Source organism: Paenibacillus sp. yr247 (assembly GCF_900103825.1).
GTDB lineage: Bacteria > Bacillota > Bacilli > Paenibacillales > NBRC-103111 > Paenibacillus_E.
In genome coordinates, this window is sequence record NZ_FNIF01000028.1 from 24,063 (window position 1) to 46,897 (window position 22,835).

The 22,835-nt window shown below is 44.1% G+C and carries 23 protein-coding genes and 1 other annotated feature; all 23 genes read right to left on the reverse strand.

Features of this window, described 5'->3' with window-relative positions; all coding sequences use genetic code 11:
- Positions 1-5: 5 nt before the first annotated feature.
- The 23 genes from rplC to cysE all read right to left on the reverse strand — a co-directional run bounded on the left by rplC (position 6) and on the right by cysE (position 22,705).
- Entirely contained in the window at positions 6-629 is a 624-nt protein-coding gene (gene rplC / locus BLT91_RS26300; RefSeq protein WP_029196463.1) for a 50S ribosomal protein L3, read from the reverse strand.
- Between the two features lie 45 nt (positions 630-674).
- Entirely contained in the window at positions 675-983 is a 309-nt protein-coding gene (gene rpsJ, locus BLT91_RS26305; protein WP_028557496.1) for a 30S ribosomal protein S10, read from the reverse strand.
- Between the two features lie 239 nt (positions 984-1,222).
- Positions 1,223-2,413, reverse strand: coding sequence for an elongation factor Tu (gene tuf, locus BLT91_RS26310; protein ID WP_028557497.1), 1,191 nt, complete (start codon positions 2,411-2,413; stop codon positions 1,223-1,225).
- 39 nt (positions 2,414-2,452) lie between these two features.
- Complete coding sequence (gene fusA, locus BLT91_RS26315; protein ID WP_090826709.1) at positions 2,453-4,528, reverse strand: elongation factor G; 2,076 nt, start codon at positions 4,526-4,528, stop codon at positions 2,453-2,455.
- A gap of 37 nt (positions 4,529-4,565) precedes the next feature.
- Positions 4,566-5,036: a 30S ribosomal protein S7 gene (rpsG, locus tag BLT91_RS26320; protein WP_090826710.1), complete on the reverse strand. Its 471-nt coding sequence runs from the start codon at positions 5,034-5,036 to the stop codon at positions 4,566-4,568.
- 44 nt (positions 5,037-5,080) lie between these two features.
- Positions 5,081-5,500: a 30S ribosomal protein S12 gene (gene rpsL, locus BLT91_RS26325; RefSeq protein WP_028557500.1), complete on the reverse strand. Its 420-nt coding sequence runs from the start codon at positions 5,498-5,500 to the stop codon at positions 5,081-5,083.
- A gap of 163 nt (positions 5,501-5,663) precedes the next feature.
- Complete coding sequence (locus tag BLT91_RS26330) at positions 5,664-5,915, reverse strand: ribosomal L7Ae/L30e/S12e/Gadd45 family protein (RefSeq protein WP_090826712.1); 252 nt, start codon at positions 5,913-5,915, stop codon at positions 5,664-5,666.
- A gap of 188 nt (positions 5,916-6,103) precedes the next feature.
- Positions 6,104-9,724 (reverse strand): DNA-directed RNA polymerase subunit beta', encoded by a 3,621-nt coding sequence (rpoC, locus tag BLT91_RS26335; RefSeq protein ID WP_090826714.1) that lies wholly within the window; start codon positions 9,722-9,724, stop codon positions 6,104-6,106.
- A 68-nt stretch (positions 9,725-9,792) separates the two neighbouring features.
- Positions 9,793-13,332, reverse strand: coding sequence for a DNA-directed RNA polymerase subunit beta (gene rpoB, locus BLT91_RS26340; protein ID WP_090826715.1), 3,540 nt, complete (start codon positions 13,330-13,332; stop codon positions 9,793-9,795).
- Between the two features lie 384 nt (positions 13,333-13,716).
- Positions 13,717-14,313: a class I SAM-dependent methyltransferase gene (locus BLT91_RS26345; protein WP_090826717.1), complete on the reverse strand. Its 597-nt coding sequence runs from the start codon at positions 14,311-14,313 to the stop codon at positions 13,717-13,719.
- Between the two features lie 137 nt (positions 14,314-14,450).
- A complete protein-coding gene (rplL, locus tag BLT91_RS26350) occupies positions 14,451-14,816 on the reverse strand; it encodes a 50S ribosomal protein L7/L12 (protein ID WP_090826719.1) in 366 nt (121 codons plus the stop codon).
- A gap of 54 nt (positions 14,817-14,870) precedes the next feature.
- Complete coding sequence (gene rplJ, locus BLT91_RS26355; protein WP_090826720.1) at positions 14,871-15,380, reverse strand: 50S ribosomal protein L10; 510 nt, start codon at positions 15,378-15,380, stop codon at positions 14,871-14,873.
- 67 nt (positions 15,381-15,447) lie between these two features.
- Positions 15,448-15,602: a sequence feature (ribosomal protein L10 leader region), on the reverse strand.
- Between the two features lie 54 nt (positions 15,603-15,656).
- The gene (gene rplA / locus BLT91_RS26360) at positions 15,657-16,349 is read right to left on the reverse strand and encodes a 50S ribosomal protein L1 (protein WP_090826722.1); all 693 of its coding nucleotides are present in this window, start codon (positions 16,347-16,349) and stop codon (positions 15,657-15,659) included.
- Between the two features lie 114 nt (positions 16,350-16,463).
- On the reverse strand, positions 16,464-16,889 hold the full coding sequence (gene rplK / locus BLT91_RS26365; RefSeq protein ID WP_028557508.1) for a 50S ribosomal protein L11: 426 nt from the start codon (positions 16,887-16,889) through the stop codon (positions 16,464-16,466).
- 101 nt (positions 16,890-16,990) lie between these two features.
- Positions 16,991-17,524: a transcription termination/antitermination protein NusG gene (gene nusG, locus BLT91_RS26370; protein WP_090826724.1), complete on the reverse strand. Its 534-nt coding sequence runs from the start codon at positions 17,522-17,524 to the stop codon at positions 16,991-16,993.
- Positions 17,525-17,548: 24 nt separating this feature from the next.
- Positions 17,549-17,761 carry a preprotein translocase subunit SecE gene (secE, locus tag BLT91_RS26375; RefSeq protein WP_090826726.1) on the reverse strand — a complete coding sequence of 71 codons (213 nt, stop codon included), beginning with the start codon at positions 17,759-17,761 and terminating at the stop codon, positions 17,549-17,551.
- 19 nt (positions 17,762-17,780) lie between these two features.
- A complete protein-coding gene (rpmG, locus tag BLT91_RS26380) occupies positions 17,781-17,930 on the reverse strand; it encodes a 50S ribosomal protein L33 (RefSeq protein ID WP_079418041.1) in 150 nt (49 codons plus the stop codon).
- A gap of 223 nt (positions 17,931-18,153) precedes the next feature.
- The gene (gene sigH / locus BLT91_RS26385; protein ID WP_028557511.1) at positions 18,154-18,798 is read right to left on the reverse strand and encodes an RNA polymerase sporulation sigma factor SigH; all 645 of its coding nucleotides are present in this window, start codon (positions 18,796-18,798) and stop codon (positions 18,154-18,156) included.
- A gap of 120 nt (positions 18,799-18,918) precedes the next feature.
- Complete coding sequence (locus tag BLT91_RS26390) at positions 18,919-19,431, reverse strand: NYN domain-containing protein (RefSeq protein ID WP_090826728.1); 513 nt, start codon at positions 19,429-19,431, stop codon at positions 18,919-18,921.
- A 5-nt stretch (positions 19,432-19,436) separates the two neighbouring features.
- The gene (gene rlmB, locus BLT91_RS26395) at positions 19,437-20,177 is read right to left on the reverse strand and encodes a 23S rRNA (guanosine(2251)-2'-O)-methyltransferase RlmB (RefSeq protein ID WP_090826730.1); all 741 of its coding nucleotides are present in this window, start codon (positions 20,175-20,177) and stop codon (positions 19,437-19,439) included.
- 53 nt (positions 20,178-20,230) lie between these two features.
- The gene (locus tag BLT91_RS26400; protein ID WP_090826732.1) at positions 20,231-20,662 is read right to left on the reverse strand and encodes a Mini-ribonuclease 3; all 432 of its coding nucleotides are present in this window, start codon (positions 20,660-20,662) and stop codon (positions 20,231-20,233) included.
- Positions 20,659-22,053: a cysteine--tRNA ligase gene (gene cysS / locus BLT91_RS26405; protein ID WP_090826734.1), complete on the reverse strand. Its 1,395-nt coding sequence runs from the start codon at positions 22,051-22,053 to the stop codon at positions 20,659-20,661. Before cysS ends, BLT91_RS26400 begins: the two co-directional genes overlap by 4 nt.
- Positions 22,034-22,705 carry a serine O-acetyltransferase gene (gene cysE, locus BLT91_RS26410; protein WP_090826736.1) on the reverse strand — a complete coding sequence of 224 codons (672 nt, stop codon included), beginning with the start codon at positions 22,703-22,705 and terminating at the stop codon, positions 22,034-22,036. Before cysE ends, cysS begins: the two co-directional genes overlap by 20 nt.
- Positions 22,706-22,835: the final 130 nt, after the last annotated feature.

Below are 22,835 nucleotides of genomic sequence, written 5' to 3' on the forward strand. Positions count from 1 at the left end.
CTTTCTTACTTTTTCACAGCAGACTTCACGCTAACGTAGCTGTTTTTAGGGCCCGGAATGGAGCCTTTAACTAGCAATACATTACGCTCAGCATCTACTTTAATGATTTGCAGGTTTTGCAAAGTTACTGTTTCGTTACCCATGTGCCCTGGCAATTTCTTACCTTTAGGAACGCGGTTTGCTTGAATGGAACCCATGGAACCTGGTCCGCGGTGATAACGTGATCCGTGAGCCATCGGGCCTGTGGATTGGTTATGTCTTTTGATATTACCTTGGAAACCTTTACCTTTGGAAGTACCCGTTACATCAACGAATTCGCCCTCTGTAAACAGATCTGCTTTCAGTTCTTGACCAACTTCATAGTCACCCAACTGAATGCCACGAATTTCTTTAACGTAGCGCTTAGGCGTTGCCCCTGCTTTTTTCGCATGGCCAAGCTCTGGTTTAATGATTCTGCTAGCTTTAACATCATCAAAACCGATTTGGATTGACTCATATCCGTCGTTATCCACATCTTTCTTTTGCAGTACCACACATGGTCCCGCTTGAATGACAGTTACCGGAACTACATTACCCTCCGGAGTAAACAACTGTGTCATCCCAAGTTTTTTTCCTAAGATACCTTTCATCGTTGACACCTCATTTCCTTCCTAAACGTTCATTCTATAGTAGTTTTACAGTTTGATCTCGATGTCAACGCCAGACGGTAAGTCTAGACGCATCAAAGCATCAACTGTTTGTGGTGTTGGATTCACAATATCGATTAGACGCTTATGCGTACGCATTTCGAATTGCTCGCGCGAATCCTTGTACTTGTGTACCGCACGAAGAATCGTGATGATTTGCTTCTCTGTCGGAAGCGGAATCGGACCGGATACACCTGCACCGGAACGCTTGGCAGTTTCCACGATTTTCTCAGCTGATTGATCAATAATTCTGTGATCATAAGCTTTCAAACGGATACGAATTTTTTGCTTTGCCATATAAGTCCCTCCTTCTATCGCCCAATTTAGTATCGGACATACTCCGCGAAAATTCTCCAACAACCATCCCCATGGCAAAGGGGCCAGGTGTGTCGGCAACCTTTCGCATCATCGCAACGTCACAGACCAACGTTTTATATTATATAAAATTTGAAAACTAAATGCAAGTGATATTTTAGGCATATGCATAAAGAAACACTCACCGCCTAAACGATGAGTGTTTCTTCTATATATAAGTATTACTTTTGAATTGTTGCAACCGCGCCCGCACCAACTGTACGTCCGCCTTCACGAATCGCGAAGCGTGTTCCTTCTTCGATTGCGATTGGGTTGATCAGTTCAACTGTAACTGTGATGTTATCACCTGGCATAACCATCTCAGTACCTTCTGGAAGGGAGATGATACCCGTTACATCAGTTGTACGGAAGTAGAACTGTGGGCGGTAACCAGTGAAGAAAGGCTTATGACGGCCACCCTCTTCTTTAGTCAAAACGTAGATTTGAGCAGTGAAGTTCGTGTGTGGTTTAACTGAACCCGGTTTCGCAAGAACTTGTCCGCGCTCGATATCTTTACGGTCTACACCACGAAGCAATGCTCCAATGTTGTCACCAGCTTGAGCGGAATCAAGCAATTTACGGAACATCTCTACACCAGTTACGATGCATTTACGAGTTTCTTCAGCGATACCAACGATTTCAACTTCTTCTTGTACTTTAACAGTACCACGCTCAACACGACCAGTTGCAACTGTTCCACGACCAGTGATTGAGAATACATCCTCAACTGGCATAAGGAAAGGCTTGTCAGTTTGACGCTCTGGAGTTGGGATATAAGTATCAACTTGCTCGAACAACTCGATGATTTTATCAGCCCAAGGACCATCTGGGTTTTGAAGAGCTTCACGAGCTGCACCGCGAATGATTGGAGTATCATCGCCTGGGAATTCATACTCGTTAAGAAGGTCGCGAACTTCCATCTCAACTAGTTCAAGCAACTCTTCGTCTTCAACCATATCACATTTGTTAAGGAATACTACGATGTAAGGTACGCCAACTTGACGGGAAAGCAGGATGTGCTCGCGAGTTTGCGGCATAGGGCCGTCAGCTGCGGATACAACCAGAATCGCTCCGTCCATTTGAGCAGCACCAGTGATCATGTTTTTAACATAGTCAGCATGTCCAGGGCAGTCAACGTGTGCGTAGTGACGGTTAGGTGTTTCGTACTCAACGTGAGCTGTGGAGATTGTAATACCGCGCTCGCGCTCTTCTGGTGCTTTATCGATTTGGTCGAATGCTACTGCAGCTCCACCATATCTTTTGGACAATACTGTAGTGATTGCAGCTGTTAAAGTTGTTTTACCATGATCGACGTGACCGATAGTACCAATGTTAACATGCGGTTTGTTACGTTCAAATTTAGCCTTTGCCATTTTAAACGATTCCTCCTTAGAGTGACTATTAGTTTTATATTAAGCGCCTTTGCCTTTTGCAATAATTTCTTCTGCAATGGACTTAGGTACTTCTTCATAATGCGAAAGTTCCATGGAGTAAACACCACGGCCTTGTGTTCTTGAACGAAGTGTTGTGGAGTATCCAAACATTTCAGACAAAGGCACCTTAGCACGGATGATTTGTGCTCCATGACGGTTATCCATACCTTCAATACGTCCACGACGGGAGTTAAGGTCACCCATAACATCGCCCATGTACTCTTCTGGTACAGTTACTTCAACCTTCATGATTGGTTCAAGAAGAACCGGTTTACATTTTTCTTTAGCTGCTTTAAGTGCCATGGAACCCGCGATTTTGAACGCCATTTCATTGGAGTCAACATCATGGTAAGATCCATCAACTACAGTAGCTTTGATATCCACGAGCGGGAATCCTGCGATTACACCGTTCTTCATGGATTCTTCGATACCAGCTTGAATAGGTGCGATATATTCTCTAGGAATAGCTCCGCCGACTACCTTGCTTTCGAATACGAAACCTGTACCAGCTTCTTGAGGTTCGAACTCAACCCAACAATGTCCGTATTGACCACGACCACCAGATTGACGAACGAATTTACCTTCAACTTTAGCTGCTGCACGGAACGTTTCACGGTATGCTACTTGCGGTTTACCTACATTGGTTTCTACTTTGAACTCACGAAGCATACGGTCAACGAGGATCTCAAGGTGAAGTTCACCCATACCAGCAATGATCGTTTGTCCTGTTTCTTCATCTGTAGAAGCGCGGAAAGTAGGATCTTCCTCAGCAAGTTTTTGCAATGCGATACCCATTTTATCTTGATCCGCTTTCGTTTTCGGCTCAACAGCAAGCTGGATAACCGGTTCAGGAAAGACCATTTTCTCAAGAATAACTGGGTTTTTCTCATCACAAAGCGTATCACCTGTCGTTGTATCTTTCAATCCAACGGCCGCGGCGATGTCACCAGCGTATACAATGCTGATTTCTTGACGGCTGTTCGCATGCATTTGCAGGATACGACCAACACGCTCACGTTTCCCTTTAGTCGCGTTAACAACATAGGAACCGGAGTTCAAGGTACCAGAGTAAACACGGAAGAACGTAAGACGACCAACGAAAGGATCTGTCATGATTTTAAATGCAAGCGCTGAGAAAGGTTGATCGTCAGCAGACTTACGAACCACTTCAGTACCATCGTCAAGTACACCTTTAATGTCAGGTACATCAAGAGGGGATGGCAGGTAACTAATAACTGCATCCAACATCAATTGAACACCTTTGTTTCTGTAAGAAGACCCTACGATAACTGGGAAGATTTTCACTTCACAGACACCTTTGCGCAGAGCTGCTTTGATTTCGTCAACAGTAATTTCTTCGCCTTCAAGATATTTCATTGTAAGCTCTTCATCAAGCTCAGCAACTTTCTCTACAAGCTCCAAACGAAGTTCTGCGACTTTATCTTTGAACTCAGCAGGGATTTCGATTTTCTCGATATCCTTACCGAGATCGTCTTTGTACATATAAGCAACTTCTTCAACCAAGTCAATGATGCCTTTGAACTCATTCTCAGCACCGATCGGAAGTTGAATAGCAACTGCATTTGCACCAAGTTTTTGACGCATAGATTCAACAACTTGCAAGAAATCTGCACCGATGATATCCATTTTGTTTACATAAGCAATACGCGGAACGTTGTATTTATCAGCTTGTCTCCAAACTGTTTCCGATTGAGGCTCAACGCCCTCTTTCGCACTAAATACACCAACTGCTCCATCTAACACACGAAGGGAACGCTCTACCTCAACGGTAAAGTCAACGTGCCCCGGGGTATCAATGATATTGATGCGGTGACCTTCCCATTGCGCAGTTGTAGCGGCGGAAGTAATCGTAATTCCGCGCTCTTGCTCTTGCTCCATCCAGTCCATCGTAGCTGCACCTTCGTGCACTTCTCCGATTTTGTGAACTTTACCTGTGTAGTACAGAATGCGCTCTGTTGTTGTCGTTTTACCAGCATCGATATGAGCCATGATCCCGATATTACGTGTGTTTTTTAAGGAGAACTCTCTAGCCATAGGTCGTTATGTCTCCTTTCTTAATTGTTATAGTATTCTACCAACGATAGTGAGCGAATGCTTTATTAGCTTCAGCCATTTTGTGTGTATCTTCACGTTTCTTAACGGAAGAACCTGTGCTGTTGCTAGCATCAATAATTTCATAAGCCAATCTTTCTTCCATCGTCTTCTCACCGCGAAGACGGGAGTAGTTGACCAACCAACGCAAACCAAGTGTCGTACGACGCTCTGGTTTTACTTCGATTGGAACTTGATAGTTTGCTCCACCTACGCGGCGAGCTTTAACTTCAAGTACTGGCATAATGTTTTTGATTGCTTGTTCGAACACTTCCATCGGCTCTTTACCTGTACGATCTTTCACGAGGTTAAAAGCGTTGTATAGAATGGACTGTGCTACCCCTCTTTTCCCATCAATCATAATACGATTGATTAGACGAGTAACAAGTTTGCTATTATAAATTGGATCTGGCAATACGTCTCTGCGAGTAACTGGACCTTTACGAGGCATAGTTATCCCCCTTTCTTATAAGAATCATCCCTGATTATTATCTCTTATTTTTTAACTTTCGGACGTTTTGTACCGTATTTGGAACGGGATTGCTTACGGTTGTTAACTCCGGAAGTATCCAGCGCTCCACGCACGATGTGATAACGTACCCCTGGAAGATCTTTAATTCTACCTCCACGGATCAATACAACGCTGTGTTCTTGCAGGTTGTGACCGATACCTGGAATGTAAGCTGTCACCTCTACGCGGTTCGTCAAACGAACACGTGCATATTTACGAAGTGCGGAGTTAGGCTTCTTAGGAGTCATAGTACCTACACGCGTGCAGACACCACGTTTTTGAGGTGCACTCAAATCCGTTGCTTCTCTTTTCAAAGCGTTAAAACCTTTTTGCAAAGCTGGTGATTTAGACTTATCCACCTTCGCTTGACGACCTTTACGTACTAGTTGGTTAATTGTTGGCATATCGCCACCTCCTCCCTACATTCATAACATGATGTGCTTCTTGCAAGCCCACAGATCCAGGCGAGTCATAAATGAGCAAATAGAAAGTCTTTGCCATGGATATTTGCAAAAGTTCTAAGAAACTCACGCATGTTATACCCACTAACAAAAACGTCTTTAGCGTTTATTCATTTACAACAGCTGCTACCGCAGCTCCAACTTCAATTCCACATGCTTTACCTAGCATCTTCATAGAATCTACGTAGGTTACAGGTATACCCTTTTGAGAACAGAGAGTTACCAGATTTATCGTCAATCGCGGATCTGCATCTTTGGAAACAAAAACTTCGATAGCCTTGCCTTGTTCGACTGTTTTTGTAACTTTCTTTGTACCTACACTTATATTCTTCGCCTGTTTGACTTTATCATAAGACATAAGGCACCCCCTTCAAAGAAAGGAAAGAATATCAACTTAGGCACACTACGATATATTAGCACTTTGAACTTCGAGTGTCAAGAAATAACTTCTACCTTTATTATCATTCTAATAGATTCGTCGTTAAAACCAAAAGGGACAGCTCACTTCATTAAAAAGTGGCTATCCCTCTTGATTATATATGGAAATTATTCGACAGCTACAGTTTCTTTTTCTAGATCCTCATCTTTTACAAGCACTTCGTTAGGATTCGTAATACGAATGTTCCGATAACGAGGCATACCTGTACCAGCAGGAATGAGTTTACCGATAATAACGTTCTCCTTAAGACCAAGCAATTGGTCAACCTTGCCTTTAATCGCTGCATCTGTCAAGACACGAGTCGTTTCTTGGAAAGAAGCTGCGGATAAGAAGGAATCTGTCTCAAGGGACGCTTTTGTGATACCGAGCAAGATAGGTCTTGCAACAGCAGGCTCATTACCAGCGAACAAGGCAACTTTGTTGGCAGCTTCATATTCATGAATGTCTACGAAGGAACCTGGAAGAAGCGTTGTATCTCCAGCATCTACGATACGGATTTTCCGTAACATTTGACGAACCATAACTTCAATATGTTTATCGTTAATTTCTACCCCTTGGTTACGATATACGCGTTGAACTTCTTGCAGAATGTAGTTCTGCACGCCGCGGATACCTTTGATGCGGAGCATTTCTTTCGGATCGATAGACCCGTCTGTCAGCTCATCTCCAGCCTCGACTTGTTGATTCAGTGAGACACGGACACGTGATCCATAAGGAACCGCATAAACCTTGGATTCCGCTTCCCCTTGGACTTCGATTTCACGACGGTCCTTCGCTTCACGGATTTCTTTCACGGTACCATCAATTTCAGAAATGATCGCTTGCCCTTTCGGATTCCGAGCCTCGAAGAGCTCTTGAATACGCGGCAAACCTTGCGTAATATCATCACCGGCAACACCACCGGTATGGAACGTACGCATCGTTAACTGTGTTCCTGGCTCACCAATGGATTGAGCGGCAATAATACCTACTGCCTCACCCACCTCCACAAATTGACCAGTAGCTAAGTTACGACCATAACATTTTTTACAAACACCATGATTGGTGCGGCAGCTAAGAACTGAACGAATTTGAAGTCTCTCGATGCCTGCTTCAATAATTGTATCTGCAATACCCGATTCGATAAGTTCATTGCGCTGAACAATAACCTCACCTGTTTTTGGATGACGAAGGGTTTCATAAGCATAACGTCCCTCAATACGGTCATAGAGATCTTCAATAACCTCTTTACCATCTTGAATTTTGCTAACCATGAAGCCTTTATCTGTTCCACAATCATCTTCGCGAACAATTACATCTTGTGCTACGTCAACGAGACGACGTGTCAGGTAACCGGAGTCAGCCGTACGTAGCGCCGTATCGGCAAGACCTTTACGCGCTCCGTGCGTGGAAATAAAGTATTCCAAGATGGTTAAACCTTCACGGAAGTTTGATTTAATAGGCAACTCCATAATTTTACCGGATGGATTCGCCATCAAACCACGCATACCGCCAAGTTGTGTAATCTGTGATTTATTACCCCGTGCTTTGGATTCAACCATCATACTAATGGAGTTGTACTTATCTAGGGATTTCATCAGAATATCGGTGATTTCATCCTTTGCTTTACTCCAGATCGCAATAACGCGGTCATAACGCTCTTCATCCGTAATCAAACCACGACGATATTGGTTCGTAACTACGCGTACTTTCTCTTCACAGTCTTTGAGGATTCCTTCTTTTTCAGTAGGAACAATAACGTCTGAGACTGCTACAGTAATACCCGCTTTTGTTGAGTACGTGAATCCAAGTTCTTTAATTTTATCAAGAATCATCGACGTTTGAGTTGTATGGTATTTACGGAAACACTCAGCAATGATAGAGCCGAGATATTCTTTACCTACCGCTTTATTCTCTGCACGATCAAGCATGATTGCTCTGAGATCTGCACCTTTTTCGAAAACAAAGTGAGCATCTGGAATCCCATTCAGCAAGTTCGTTTTGGTTGGTTCATTAATGAATGGGAAATCACTAGGGAAGATCTCATTCATAATGATTTTACCGATCGTCGTGATCAAAATTGCGTTTTGCTGTTTCTCAGTGAAACTAACTTTATTCAATGCTCTTGCAGGAATAGCAACCCGAGCGTGCAGGGCCATTTTTCCCGATTGGTAGGAAGAAACTGCTTCATGGACTGTTCTAATAATAGAACCGGCACCTTTAGCAAATTTGTTATCCGTTGTTAAGTAGAAACTTCCCAGAACCATATCCTGTGAAGGTGTAACAACCGGCTTACCGTCCTTCGGATTCAAAATGTTGCCTGATGCCAGCATGAGCAAGCGAGCTTCCGCTTGAGCTTCAGAAGACAATGGTACGTGAACCGCCATTTGGTCACCGTCAAAGTCAGCGTTGTATGCTGTACAAACGAGCGGATGAAGTTTAATAGCGCGGCCTTCTACCAGAATCGGTTCAAAAGCTTGAATACCAAGTCTGTGCAGCGTAGGGGCACGGTTCAGAAGAACCGGGTGCTCCTTAATGACTTCTTCTAGTACATCCCAAACATCCGGACTTACGCGCTCAACTTTACGTTTTGCACTTTTGATGTTGTGAGCCAAACCTTTATTCACAAGCTCTTTCATAACGAAAGGCTTGAACAACTCAAGTGCCATTTCCTTCGGAAGACCACATTGGTACATCTTCAGGTTAGGTCCTACGACGATAACGGAACGACCTGAGTAATCAACACGCTTACCGAGCAAGTTTTGACGGAAACGACCTTGTTTACCTTTCAACATATGGCTGAGGGATTTCAAAGGGCGGTTACCAGGACCTGTTACCGGTCGCCCGCGACGGCCGTTATCAATTAGAGCATCAACCGCTTCCTGCAGCATACGTTTCTCATTTTGAACAATGATATCCGGTGCGCCTAGGTCGAGCAATCTTTTCAAACGATTATTACGGTTGATAACACGGCGATATAAATCATTCAAGTCAGATGTCGCAAAGCGACCACCATCGAGCTGTACCATTGGACGAAGCTCTGGCGGGATGACAGGAAGTACATCCAAAATCATCCAACCCGGTAAATTCTTCGAATTACGGAAAGCTTCCATAACTTCCAAACGCTTGATCGCACGATTACGGCGTTGGCCTTGCGCTGTTTTGAGTTCTTCTTTGAGCGTATCCACTTCACGTTCGATATCGATGTCGATCAGCAATTTCTTAACTGCCTCAGCACCCATACCCGCTTGGAAAGCATAACCGTACTTCTCGCGATAGCTGCGGTATTCTTTCTCGGAAAGCAGCTGCTTCTTCTCCAAAGGCGTATCTCCTGGATCTGTTACCACATAGGAAGCGAAGTAAATTATTTCCTCCAAAGATCTTGGAGACATATCTAACGCGAGCCCCATGCGGCTTGGAATGCCTTTGAAGTACCAAATGTGAGAAACAGGAGCAGCAAGCTCAATATGCCCCATACGTTCACGACGTACTTTCTGACGCGTTACCTCAACGCCACAACGGTCACAAACGACGCCTTTATAACGAACGCGTTTGTATTTACCGCAATGACACTCCCAATCTTTCGTTGGTCCGAAGATCTTTTCGCAGAAAAGACCTTCTTTCTCAGGCTTTAAGGTTCTGTAGTTAATCGTTTCCGGCTTCTTTACTTCCCCACGGGACCAAGAGCGAATTTTATCGGGTGATGCCAAGCCGATTTTCATAAACTCGAAGTTGTTAACGTCCATCAAGGAGCAACCCTCCTTTAAGAATTTAAACCCACTATGCAGTGAATCGTTCTCGATCTATTGTGGTGTTATTATTCGTTGACTCCTAGTTCAGAGCCCTCTAAATTTAAGTTTAATTTATCGCTAGTGACTTCGTCATCATCATCGGCTTCTCTCATTTCGATCTCTTCTTCATCACCGGAAAGGATTTTGACGTCCATACCTAGACTTTGAAGCTCTTTGATCAAAACTTTGAAAGATTCCGGAACACCTGGTTCTGGAACATTCTCGCCTTTAACGATAGACTCGTATGTTTTCACACGGCCCACAACGTCATCGGACTTAACAGTAAGAATTTCTTGCAATGTATAGGCAGCTCCATAAGCCTCAAGTGCCCATACCTCCATCTCCCCGAAACGTTGTCCACCAAACTGCGCTTTACCACCCAGCGGCTGCTGAGTAACAAGGGAATAAGGTCCTGTGGAACGGGCATGGATTTTATCATCAACCATGTGCGCCAGTTTAATCATGTACATGACGCCAACTGTAACTTCACGTTCAAACGATTCCCCTGTACGACCATCGTACAGAATCGTTTTACCACTGCGCTGCATGCCGGCTTCTTCCATCGCATCGAACACATCATACTCACGCGCTCCATCGAATACTGGTGTTGCAGCATGGATACCCAGGTACTTGGAAGCCATACCTAAGTGAACTTCAAGCACTTGACCGATGTTCATCCGCGAAGGAACCCCTAGTGGATTCAATACAACTTCAACAGGTGTGCCATCAGGAAGGAAAGGCATATCTTCTTCTGGGAGAATACGTGCTACTACCCCTTTGTTACCATGACGTCCAGCCATTTTATCGCCCTCGGAAATTTTCCGCTTTTGAGCGATATAGACACGAACGAGTTGGTTCACACCTGGAGGCAGCTCATCGCCGTTCTCGCGGGTAAATACTTTAACGTCTACGACAATACCATCAGTACCATGCGGTACGCGAAGGGATGTATCTCGAACCTCACGCGCCTTCTCACCGAAGATCGCATGCAGCAATCTTTCTTCTGCAGTCAGTTCAGTCACACCTTTAGGTGTTACTTTACCAACTAGGATATCGCCTGCGCCGATTTCGGCACCGACACGGATGATACCGCGCTCGTCAAGATTTTTGAGTGCATCTTCCCCAACGTTCGGAATATCGCGCGTAATTTCTTCAGGTCCCAGCTTCGTATCACGTGCTTCAGACTCGTATTCCTCAATGTGAATGGACGTGTACACATCTTCTTTCACAAGCTTTTGGCTTAACAAGATCGCATCTTCATAGTTGTAACCTTCCCAAGTCATAAAGGCAACGACAACGTTACGTCCAAGTGCCAATTCACCTTGCTCTGTAGACGGTCCATCTGCCAATATATCGCCCGTTTTAACCAATTGGCCTTTTTTCACAATCGGACGTTGATTGATGCACGTACCTTGGTTAGAACGCATGAATTTGTGGAGCTTATATTTGACGATGTTGCCACTGACCAGCTTACCATCGACCATTTCTTGGCGACGCAGCCAAATTTCATTCGCAGCAGCTTTCTCAATAATTCCATCGAATTTGGAGACAATACATACTCCTGAGTCTTTAGCGACCTTATGCTCCATACCTGTTCCTACAAGAGGTGCTTTCGGGATCAAAAGCGGAACCGCTTGACGCTGCATGTTCGAACCCATAAGCGCACGGTTGGAGTCATCATTTTCAAGGAATGGAATTAACGCCGTTGCCACGGAAACAACTTGCTTCGGAGAAACGTCCATGTAATCGACACGTTCAACCGGAAGTGTTAAGTTGTCATCCTTATAACGGACGATAATTGCATCTTCAACGAATTTATTATCTTCCGTCAATTGCGCATTCGCTTGAGCGATAACGTAGTTATCCTCTTCGTCCGCTGTCAGGTACGCGATTTGGTCGGTTACAAGACCCGTCTTCGGATCCACCCAACGATAAGGAGCTTCAATGAAGCCATACTCATTAATACGGGCAAACGTAGACAAGGAGTTGATCAAACCAATGTTCGGTCCCTCTGGCGTCTCAATTGGACACATACGGCCATAGTGAGAGTGATGTACGTCACGAACTTCCATACCTGCACGCTCTCTCGTCAAACCGCCGGGTCCGAGTGCAGACAGACGTCTTTTGTGCGTCAATTCAGCAAGCGGATTCGTTTGGTCCATAAACTGAGAAAGCTGTGAGCTGCCAAAGAACTCTTTGATCGATGCGATAACAGGACGAATGTTGATCAATGCTTGTGGTGTAATGACATTCGCGTCTTGAATCGACATACGCTCACGAACAACCCGTTCCATACGGGAAAGACCAATACGGAATTGATTTTGCAGCAATTCACCAACAGAACGAAGTCTACGGTTACCTAGATGGTCAATATCGTCCGTGTTCCCGATACCGTGCAGCAAATTGATGAAATAGTTAATGGATGAAATAATGTCGGCAGGCGTAATGTTTTTGACAGTTTTATCAATAACACCGTTAGAAATAACTTTTACGACCTTGCCCTCTTCATTTGGTGAGTACACGTTAATGCACTGAACAGGAATTGTATCAGCACCCGTTACACCTTTAGGAATCGTAAACTCTTTATATCCTGCTCCTTTTTCAATAAAAGGAAGGATTTCGTCCAATACGCGACGATCAAGCAATTGTCCAGCTTCTGCAATGATTTCTCCAGTTTCAGAGTCCACCAAAGTTTCAGCCAAACGTTGATTAAATAATCTATTTTTGATGTGAAGTTTTTTGTTAATTTTGTAACGTCCTACATTAGCCAAATCGTAACGCTTCGGATCAAAGAAACGAGCAACGATCAAACTTCTTGCATTATCAAGTGTAGGAGGTTCACCCGGACGAAGACGCTCATAGATTTCGATTAACGCCTTTTCCGTAGAATCGGTGTTATCTTTATCGAGCGTATTACGGATGTATTCATTATCACCCAGCAAATCCAAAATCTCAGCATCTGTACCAAAACCCAAAGAACGAAGCAGGACAGTTACCGGAATTTTACGCGTGCGATCAATACGAACATAGATGATATCTTTCGCATCAGTCTCAAGTTCCAACCATGCTCCACGGTTCGGAATGACGGTTGCAGTGTAAGTTTTTTTGCCGTTTTTATCCACTTTCGTGCTATAATAAACACTGGGCGAACGAACGAGCTGGGAGACGATTACACGCTCCGCACCGTTAATAATGAACGTTCCCGTGTCAGTCATAATAGGGAAATCCCCCATGAACACTTCTTGTTCTTTGACCTCTCCGGTTTCCTTATTAATCAAACGGACTTTGACTCTTAACGGCGCCGCATAGGTTACGTCGCGTTCTTTGGATTCATCAACCGAATACTTAGGCTCACCTAAGCTATAGTCAATAAACTCCAGTACTAGGTTACCTGTAAAATCCTGAATCGGAGAGATATCCTGAAACATCTCGCGAAGTCCCTCTTCCAAAAACCACTCATACGATTTTTGCTGGATTTCAATCAGGTTTGGAATGCCCAGCACCTCATTAATTCGTGCATAAGTCCTGCGTTTACGTCGTCCAAATTGAACAAGATGTCCCGCCAACTTTCATTCACCCCTCAACTCTACTCAATAAATAAAAAGAAAGAAGAAAAACTTCGACCGACGTACACTCAGGACGCCTCCGTTAGTGGAGCCCGTCCGAATTAAGCGACTGTATGGATGAAGGTTTTTCTCTGTAATCAATAAGACTTTTCCAAATATTTCTTTCCATCCTGTTAGAGTTTCCTAAAATTCAAACATTATACGTTACAGGTTCAAATTTTATTCATCTCGGATGAAAAAAAGACTTGACATTTTTGTTAACTAAAGACATGTGTCCCATCTTAATACTGACATTTTTTAATAATACCACATGTAAAAAGTCAAGTCAAATAAATTCCCTCGACTGGCAGATAAGACTGCATTTCACTTCGAATTGATTCATTACTACTTTGTAGCTTTTAGAATTTTGTACCCTTTATCCTTGGATACCTCGACAACTTCGCTGTACAGAGACTCAAGCTTTTTCATGGCTGATGGGGCACCCTGCTTTTTTTGGATAACAACCCAAATGGAGCCGCCGTCAACTAAGCAATCATAGGCATCCACAAAGATACGATGAACAACTTCCTTGCCTGCACGAATCGGGGGATTGGTTAGAACAGCGTCAAAACGCTGCTCTTTTACTTGTTCCAGAAGATCACTTTGAAGAATAGTCACATTCGTGATCCCATTACGCCGCGCATTATCAGCAGAAAGTTCGATCGCCCTCTCATTGATGTCGACCATCGTCACGTGCCCCTTCGGACACATCACGGCTGCACTTAGACCAATAGGACCGTAGCCGCAACCCACATCGAGCACTTTGGCATCCTCTCGCAATTGCATCGTTTCTATTAAATGCTTACTACCATAATCGACACCTTTTTTCGAAAAGACACCCGCATCCGTCAGGAACGTAAATGTTTTACCACGCAGCTCTTCTTGCGTTGTATGGACATCTCGCTTAACTGTGGGCCGTTGCGTATAATAATGCTCTGACACGTTAAGATTCCCTCCTCATTTTTACCTATAGGAAAATCAACTAACAAAGAGCGTTCCCAAGGCTTTCCTAAGGGTAAAAGCTTAGGTTAAAAAAACCTCTTGAAGTTAAGCTTCAAGAGGTTTTCTAAGAAAAAGAATTACTTCACTTCTACGGAAGCACCAGCTTCTGTAAGTTTAGCTTTAACTGCTTCTGCTTCTTCTTGTCCAACTTTTTCTTTAACTGCTTTAGGAGCTCCGTCAACCAAGTCTTTCGCTTCTTTCAGGCCAAGACCTGTGATTTCACGAACTACTTTAATTACGTTGATTTTGGATGCGCCTGCGCTAGTCAAGATTACATCAAACTCAGTTTGTGCTTCTTCTACTGCTACTGCTGCGCCACCGCCAGCTGCTACTGGAGCTGCTGCTGTTACGCCAAACTCTTCTTCAATTGCTTTAACCAGATCGTTTAGTTCCAAGATTGTCATGCCTTTGATTGCTTCTAGGATAGTTGCATTGTTACTCATGGTTAAACCTCCATTATCATTCATATATTTTGTGGTTGTTGTTGTAAAACAAAATTAAGCTTGACCTTCAGCTTCTTTTTTCTCAGCAACTGCTTTAACAGCAAGTGCAAAGTTACGAACTGGAGCTTGAAGAACGCTAAGCAACATGGAGAGAAGACCATCTCTGGATGGAAGTTCAGCAAGTGCTTTGATTTGATCGTATCCAACTACGCGGCCTTCGACCACGCCAGCTTTCACGCTCAATTTATCATTCTTTTTAGCAAATTCAGTTAAGATTTTAGCAGGAGAGATCACATCGTCTTTGCTGAAAGCAATAGCTGTAGGTCCTGTTAAGAACTCATCCAACTCACTTAGTTCAGCTTTAGCCGTTGCGCGTCTTGCTAAGGAGTTCTTAAGAACTGTAAATTCGATACCAGCTTCACGTAAGCTCTTACGCAGCTGAGTTACTTGAGCTACGTTCAAACCACGGTAATCTGCTACGATTGTACAAGTGCTAGCTTTAAACTTCTCAGTTACTTCAGCTACAGCTTGTTCTTTCTCTGCAAGAATTTTCGCGTTTGCCATAGTACACCTCACTTCTTATGCATTTATCTTTCAAGATCGCAAACAGTAGGAGCATCAGCATTTCTTATCTATAAATAAGAAATGCCTTCGTAGACGCTACGAAGGCATGATGTGTTCACTTTTTCCCTGATGTACAAAGAAATCGTTATATATATCATAACACCTCGGTAGGAAATTAAGCACATTGGCACCTACTGTCTACGGTTTGCATATTCATTTTTATGACCTTTGATAGAGTATCACGCCCAGCAACCGAAGTCAACTGGTAGCTTTTACTTATCTAAAGGATTGCAGGTTAACACGAACACTAGGTCCCATTGTCGAGGATACAGCAATGTTTTTAAGGTAAACACCTTTAGCAGCTGCTGGTTTCGCTCTTACAAGTGCATCAACCAATGCTTTGAAGTTTTCGTTCAACTTATCAGCATCGAAAGATACTTTACCAAGTGGAGCATGGATTTGTCCTGCTTTGTCAAGACGGTATTCGATTTTACCAGCTTTGATCTCCTGAACAGCTTTAGTAACGTCGAAAGTAACTGTTCCTGCTTTAGGGTTTGGCATTAAACCTTTACCCCCGAGGATACGACCCAGTTTACCAACTTCGCTCATCATGTCTGGAGTAGCTACGCAAACGTCAAATTCGAACCAACCTTGTTGAATTTTGTTGATCATATCAGCATCACCAACAAAATCTGCACCAGCTGCTTCAGCTTCTTTCGCTTTCTCGCCTTTGGCAAATACAAGTACACGTTTCGTTTTACCAGTACCGTGTGGAAGTACTACGACTCCACGAACAGCCTGATCTTGTTTTCTTGGGTCTACACCCAGACGAACTGCGATATCCACAGTTTCATCAAATTTAGCAGGAGCTGTTTTCTTAACAAGCTCGATTGCTTCTGACGGATCATACAAGGTTTCAGCGTCTACAAGCTGAGATACCTCGCGGTATTTTTTACCGTGTTTAGGCATAATCTAAATCCTCCTTAGTGGTATTAGCGGATAATCCTCCCACCGAGCGGCTTAAGAGTTTTCGTAGAAACTTCCTCGTAAGCACATGCTTACATAGCCGCATTCCTTGCGGAATTAATCTTCGATGACGATTCCCATGCTGCGAGCAGTACCTTCAACCATACGCATTGCAGCCTCAACGGATGCAGCATTCAGGTCAGGCATTTTTTGTTCAGCGATTTCGCGAACTTTAGCGCGTTTCACAGTTGCAACTTTCTTTTTGTTTGGTTCACCGGATCCTTTTTCGATACCAGCAACGACGCGAAGAAGAACTGCAGCCGGAGGCGTTTTTGTGATGAATGTAAAGGAACGATCCTCGAAAACTGTGATTTCAACCGGAATGATAAGACCAACTTGATCAGCAGTACGAGCGTTAAACTCTTTACAGAAAGCCATGATGTTCACACCTGCTTGACCCAATGCTGGACCGATCGGCGGTGCTGGATTTGCTTTCGCAGCTTGAACTTGAAGCTTCACGATTTTAATAACCTTTTTTGCCATGATAGACACCTCCTTGCATTTAATATGGGATCACTTGCAATCCCACTAACGAAGGTCTATCCCGAGGAATAGACCTGGTAGAAACCCTTGGTTGTCTTGTTTTATAGCTTTTCCACTTGATTGAAATCGAGCTCAAGCGGGGTTTCTCTACCAAACATGTTGACATGCACCTTAAGTTTACCTTTGTCAGCCACAATTTCTTCTACAGAACCAACAAAGTTTGCGAAAGGGCCCACCTTGACGCGTACGGTTTCTTTGAGTTCGAAGTCGATTTTCTCCTTCGGCTCTTCCATCCCCATATGCTTCAAAATAGATTCAACTTCCTCAGGTAATAATGCAGTCGGTTTAGAGCCGGATCCCGTAGAACCTACGAATCCAGTTACTCCTGGCGTATTACGCACTACGTACCAAGAGTCATCCGTTTGAATCATTTCGACGAGGACATACCCTGGATAAACTTTACGCATGACGACTTTTTTCTTGCCGTCTTTGTTAACCAGTTCTTCTTCCATAGGCACAAGCACACGGAAGATCTTGTCCGTCATTTCCATGGACTCAACACGTTTCTCTAGGTTGGCTTTCACTTTGTTCTCATACCCTGAATAGGTATGTACGACGTACCATCTTTTTTCCATGAATAAATTCACCTATAGTCCTGTTTATTTAAAAACAAGGCGCAGCAACTCAGAAATTCCTAGATCCAGCACAAAAAAATAAATAGCAACAAAGGCTACAGTACCAATTACGACAAGCGTATAGGTAATCATCTCTTTGCGACTTGGCCACTTGACCTTTTTGAGTTCTGTCCAACTGTCGGTGAAGAAGGAAAAAGTGGATCCGAAGCTTTGTCTCATTCTAGCCAAGAACGCCACAAACTACACCTCCAAAGAACTACCTAGTCTCGCGATGAGCAGTATGTTCATTGCAAAATTTGCAATATTTCTTCAACTCAATACGGTCGGGATTGTTGCGCTTATTTTTAGTGGATGCATAGTTTCTTTGTTTGCAATTTGTGCACGCTAATGTGATGATGACCCGCATGATGTACACCTCCTACAGACACTTTCTAATTAAAGCCCTTCGAAGCGCGTCAAAAAGAAAGCGACTTTTAGGGCTACCTGAAATACTTTATCACAACCCGTAACAGGGTGTCAAGGCAGAAGTCTCACAAATGCGAGAGTATCACCAGTATAGACTCTCCAGAGAATTGTTAAACATTCATCCAAAGAAAAACACCCGCGCAGCTTAAGCAGCACGGGTACTTCTACAAATCTCTAACTTCTAGATAACGTTCAAGCTTGCGTTTGACACGTTGAAGAGCATTATCAATAGACTTTACATGACGATCTAGATCTACAGCAATTTCTTGATACGATCTGCCATCGAGATAGAGCATCAGCACTCTGCGCTCTAAGTCACTTAATATCTCTCCCATTTTATCTTCAAGGCCCGTAAACTCTTCTTGATTAATCACGAGCTCCTCAGGATCAGTCACCCGGGAACCGCTAATGACGTCAAGCAGCGTCCGATCAGAATCTTCATCGTAGATAGGCTTGTCCAATGACACGTAGGAATTAAGAGGAATGTGCTTTTGACGCGTTGCTGTCTTGATCGCCGTGATGATCTGTCGTGTAATGCACAGTTCAGCAAAGGCTTTGAATGAAGCTAGCTTGTCTCCTCGGAAGTCACGGATAGATTTATATAATCCTATCATACCTTCCTGCACAATGTCTTCTCGGTCTGCACCTATCAAGAAATAAGAACGTGCTTTGGCACGAACGAAATTCTTATATTTATTGATAAGGTATTCCAACGCTTCGCTACTGCCTTCACGAACTGCTTCGACGATGTCTTCATCTGGCTTGAGGTCATAATCATACATTCTCAGTTCTTTGAGGTCGACACTCACCAACAATCCCTCCGGCCTGCAGGACTACCCAGATTCTCTATAAAAGTTTAGGTTAAGTATACATGAAGAAAACTCACACCGTCAACGGGGAACCGCACCATTTCTAGCATTTGGACGATTTCACTCTCCTCTTCGCCACCGCTCGAACTGCGCTTTGAGCTCGCCACTCAGTTTACCTTCGAACGGATTGCGCTTCGAGGAAGATTCCGGATGAATGCGTTCTCGGACCTCTTTGCGATTTTGTTTGATTTTGATAAGAAGTTCACCGGCAGGCAATCGAAGAGCTCCTTTACCGAAAATCACATGCTGCTCAATCATATCGGAGGTGGCTACATAGATTTGCTTACGTCTTCCTATCAGATTCGTGACCAGGCGTTCGATCCGTTCATCCGCGGTTTCCTTCTCTTTGGTATAGAGTACGTTCAGCTTGCTCTGTACGTATTTCTTCCCAAGTCCAGGAACCATATAGGCGTCGAAAACAAGGTATACCTTCATACCTGAGTAGGATTGAAATTCCGCCAGCATATGAATTAACTTATCGCGGGCACCTTCCAGATCCGTATCCTTCAGCTTACTTAGCTCCGGCCAAGCTCCAATGATATTGTAGCCATCTACAATCAGAAACTCTTCCATCTCATTTAACTCTTATTTCGCTGTCGTACCACTTCATACATCAATACACCCGCGGCAACGGAGGCATTCAAAGAATTCACATGCCCAGCCATCGGCAGTTTGACTAGGAAGTCACACTTTTCTTTAATCAGTCTACCTACACCTTTGCCTTCATTGCCAATAACAAGCGCTATTGGCATATTGAAGTTGGCCTTGTATACATCTTGAGCTGCGGATACGTCTGTTCCGGCAACCCAAACTCCCTGTTCTTTCAACTTCTCGATCGTCTGAGCAATATTCGTTACACGAGCAACAGGCACATATTCAACGGCCCCAGCCGAAGTTTTGGAAACCGTTGCTGTAAGTCCGACGGATCGCCGTTTGGGAATAATTACACCATGAACACCTGTGCAATCTGCTGTCCGCAAGATCGATCCGAGATTATGCGGATCTTCAATCTCATCGAGAACCAGAATAAATGGTTCTTGACCAAGCTTTTTCGCCTTGGCTATAATATCTTCCACTTCGACATACTCATAGGCAGCTACTTGTGCTATAACCCCTTGGTGCTGAAGTCCTTCCACCATTTGGTCCAGCTTTCGCTTGTCCGTAAATTGAACGAGAATCCCCAGATTTTTCGCTTCCGCTACAATAGGTCCGGCGAATTGTTTCTGCGCATTCTCAGCTAACCATATTTTATTAATTGTCCGACCTGCACGAATCGCCTCCAGAACAGAGTGCTTCCCGCCGATATATTCTTCATCCATGATTGTTCCTCCTAAAAGTTTTGCTTTGGCAAAACTTACATCGTATGCATTTGCTAAGCGTTTTGCTTGTGAGCAAGCGCAAAGTCCAATATTTCCTTCAATCTCTCAAAGGATTGCTTATAGTACAAATATCCGATTAAGCACTCAAACGCGGTGCTGTGCCGGTATTCCAGCACATCCGCGTTTTTGGCTGTAGTTCCTGATTTGGCATTGCGACCGCGCTTTACCATATCTACTTCTTCTTCCGTTAGCATTGGCATCAAAGCCTCCAGCAGTTTGGACTGGGCTTTCGCCGAGACATATCCGGTTGATGCTTTATGCAAATGGTTTGGCCGATGGTTGGCTCCAGAAATAACAAATTGCCTAATGTACACCTCATACACAGCATCCCCGATATAAGCTAAGACAAGCGGATTCAGTAAATGGGGACTTTTGGATGGCGGGAAAACAAACAGGTTTGCAGCATCAGTGAAAGACTCGCTCATTTGCGGCGCCAACGTATTCCCTGCGGTGTGTCTTCAAGGAATATCCCTTTCTCCGTGAGCAAATCACGAATTTCATCTGCGCGAGCCCAGTTCTTCGACTTACGCGACTCTGTCCGCTCTATAATCAACTGCTCGATCTCTTCGTCCAGCAGTTCGTCTGCTTGCAGCGAAAGAATACCTAAGGTTTGATCGAAAACTTGGAACTGATCCAAGAAAAGCTTCAGCGTGGCTGCATTTACCCGCTCCTGTTGAAGGTACAGATTCGCTTCCGCTACAAGATCAAATACCGCTGTAATAGCATCCGGTGTATTGAAATCGTCGTTCATCTTATCAACGAACTGACTAGCAATCGCAGCCATGCGATCCGTTACTGTGGACTCCACTTCACTAGAAGCAGTAGCTAGCCGATGCTTCAAGTTGTCATAAGCATTTTGGATACGCTCTAACGCGTTAGAAGCTTGTTTTAAGCTCTCGTCGCTGAAATTCAGCGGATTGCGATAATGCGCGGACAACATGAAGAAACGGAACACGTTCGGCTTGATTTGTTTTACTAGATCGCGAATAAGGATTCCATTGCCAAGCGACTTTGACATCTTCTCATTGTCGATGTTCAGGAACGCATTATGCATCCAATAGTTAGCCATTGGATGCCCCGTTACAGCTTCTGTCTGAGCAATTTCACATTCATGATGCGGGAAAGTTAAATCTTGTCCGCCGCCGTGAATATCAATCGTTTCACCCAAATATTTGCGCACCATTGCAGAACATTCGATATGCCAGCCTGGACGGCCTTGGCCCCATGGGCTATCCCAAAAAATTTCTCCGGGTTTCGCCGCTTTCCACAGAACAAAATCCTGAGGATTCTCTTTGCGGTCGTCCACTTCAATACGTATACCGTATTGGAGCTCATCCAGATTTTGATTAGATAACTTGCCATAGTCTGCAAATTTGCTTGTTCGATAATAAACATCACCACGCACCTCGTACGCGTAATCTTTCTCCACGAGAGCATCAATGAAATCGATGATTTCCTGGATGTTCTCCGTTACACGCGGATTCAAGGTAGCATCATGAACACCGAGCGTTTTGACATCTTCCAGAAAGGCTTGGATAAACGTTTCTGCAAGCTCTGGAACGGTAACAGCTAATTCCTCGGCTTTACGAATCATTTTATCATCCACATCGGTAAAGTTCGTAATATAGGTCACTTCATAGTTCTGTGACTCCAAATAGCGACGTACGACATCGAAGAAAATAACCGGCCTGCCATTACCAATATGAATATAGTTATAGACAGTAGGACCGCAAACGTACATCTTAACTTTGCCTGGTTCTATGGGAATGAACTCTTCTTTCTTACGTGTTAGCGTATTATACACTCTGAGTGTCATGTTCTCTCGCTTCTCCATTCTTAAGTCGTTCTTGTTCAAGTTGCTGTTTTAAATCGTTAATCTGCTGTTGAAGTTCCTGAAATATATCAATAATGGGATCAGGTAAGTTACCGTGGTCCAAACGATTTACACGAACCCCGTCCCGTTTCACTAGTTTAGCAGGTATAGTGACAACGGTGCTATTGGAGGGAACCTCCTGAATGACTACCGCATTAGAGCCAATGCGTGAGTTTTCACCTACGAGGAAGGAGCCGAGAATTTTGGCACCCGAGCCAATAACTACATTATTGCCAATAGTCGGATGTCTCTTACCTTTCTCTTTCCCTGTTCCCCCTAAGGTAACACCTTGGTATAAAATAACATCGTCACCAATCTCGCAGGTTTCACCAATTACAACACCCATGCCATGATCGATGAATAGTCTTCGCCCGATCGTCGCTCCTGGATGAATCTCAATCCCTGTCATGAAACGGCTCCATTGCGAGACGATCCGAGCGATTGTAAACATCCTCCGTTTGTAAAACCAGTGACCGATTCGATGTGACCATATCGCATGAAGCCCAGAATACGTAAACACAACTTCAAACCAACTGCGTGCAGCCGGGTCGTTATCGAATACGGCGGATATATCAGATTTGATCGTTGCCCACATGTTCTCACCTTCTTCACCCAGATTAATACAAAAAAGCCCCAGCAGCCAAATGGCTGCAGAGGCGTAGTTATCGCGGTTCCACTCTGCTTGGTGACTCGGAAGTCTCCCAACTTAGGTTCCCGTAACGTGG

Bases quoted from the DNA above. Each gene is read 5' to 3' on its own strand.
- rplC (WP_029196463.1), bottom strand. From the start codon at position 629: ATGAAAGGTATCTTAGGAAAAAAACTTGGGATGACACAGTTGTTTACT.
- rpsJ (WP_028557496.1), bottom strand. From the start codon at position 983: ATGGCAAAGCAAAAAATTCGTATCCGTTTGAAAGCTTATGATCACAGA.
- tuf (WP_028557497.1), bottom strand. From the start codon at position 2,413: ATGGCAAAGGCTAAATTTGAACGTAACAAACCGCATGTTAACATTGGT.
- fusA (WP_090826709.1), bottom strand. From the start codon at position 4,528: ATGGCTAGAGAGTTCTCCTTAAAAAACACACGTAATATCGGGATCATG.
- rpsG (WP_090826710.1), bottom strand. From the start codon at position 5,036: ATGCCTCGTAAAGGTCCAGTTACTCGCAGAGACGTATTGCCAGATCCA.
- rpsL (WP_028557500.1), bottom strand. From the start codon at position 5,500: ATGCCAACAATTAACCAACTAGTACGTAAAGGTCGTCAAGCGAAGGTG.
- BLT91_RS26330 (WP_090826712.1), bottom strand. From the start codon at position 5,915: ATGTCTTATGATAAAGTCAAACAGGCGAAGAATATAAGTGTAGGTACA.
- rplL (WP_090826719.1), bottom strand. From the start codon at position 14,816: ATGAGTAACAATGCAACTATCCTAGAAGCAATCAAAGGCATGACAATC.
- rplJ (WP_090826720.1), bottom strand. From the start codon at position 15,380: ATGGCAAACGCGAAAATTCTTGCAGAGAAAGAACAAGCTGTAGCTGAA.
- rplA (WP_090826722.1), bottom strand. From the start codon at position 16,349: ATGCCTAAACACGGTAAAAAATACCGCGAGGTATCTCAGCTTGTAGAC.
- rplK (WP_028557508.1), bottom strand. From the start codon at position 16,889: ATGGCAAAAAAGGTTATTAAAATCGTGAAGCTTCAAGTTCAAGCTGCG.
- nusG (WP_090826724.1), bottom strand. From the start codon at position 17,524: ATGGAAAAAAGATGGTACGTCGTACATACCTATTCAGGGTATGAGAAC.
- rpmG (WP_079418041.1), bottom strand. From the start codon at position 17,930: ATGCGGGTCATCATCACATTAGCGTGCACAAATTGCAAACAAAGAAAC.
- BLT91_RS26390 (WP_090826728.1), bottom strand. From the start codon at position 19,431: ATGGAAGAGTTTCTGATTGTAGATGGCTACAATATCATTGGAGCTTGG.
- rlmB (WP_090826730.1), bottom strand. From the start codon at position 20,177: ATGGATGAAGAATATATCGGCGGGAAGCACTCTGTTCTGGAGGCGATT.
- BLT91_RS26400 (WP_090826732.1), bottom strand. From the start codon at position 20,662: ATGAGCGAGTCTTTCACTGATGCTGCAAACCTGTTTGTTTTCCCGCCA.
- cysS (WP_090826734.1), bottom strand. From the start codon at position 22,053: ATGACACTCAGAGTGTATAATACGCTAACACGTAAGAAAGAAGAGTTC.
- cysE (WP_090826736.1), bottom strand. From the start codon at position 22,705: ATGTGGGCAACGATCAAATCTGATATATCCGCCGTATTCGATAACGAC.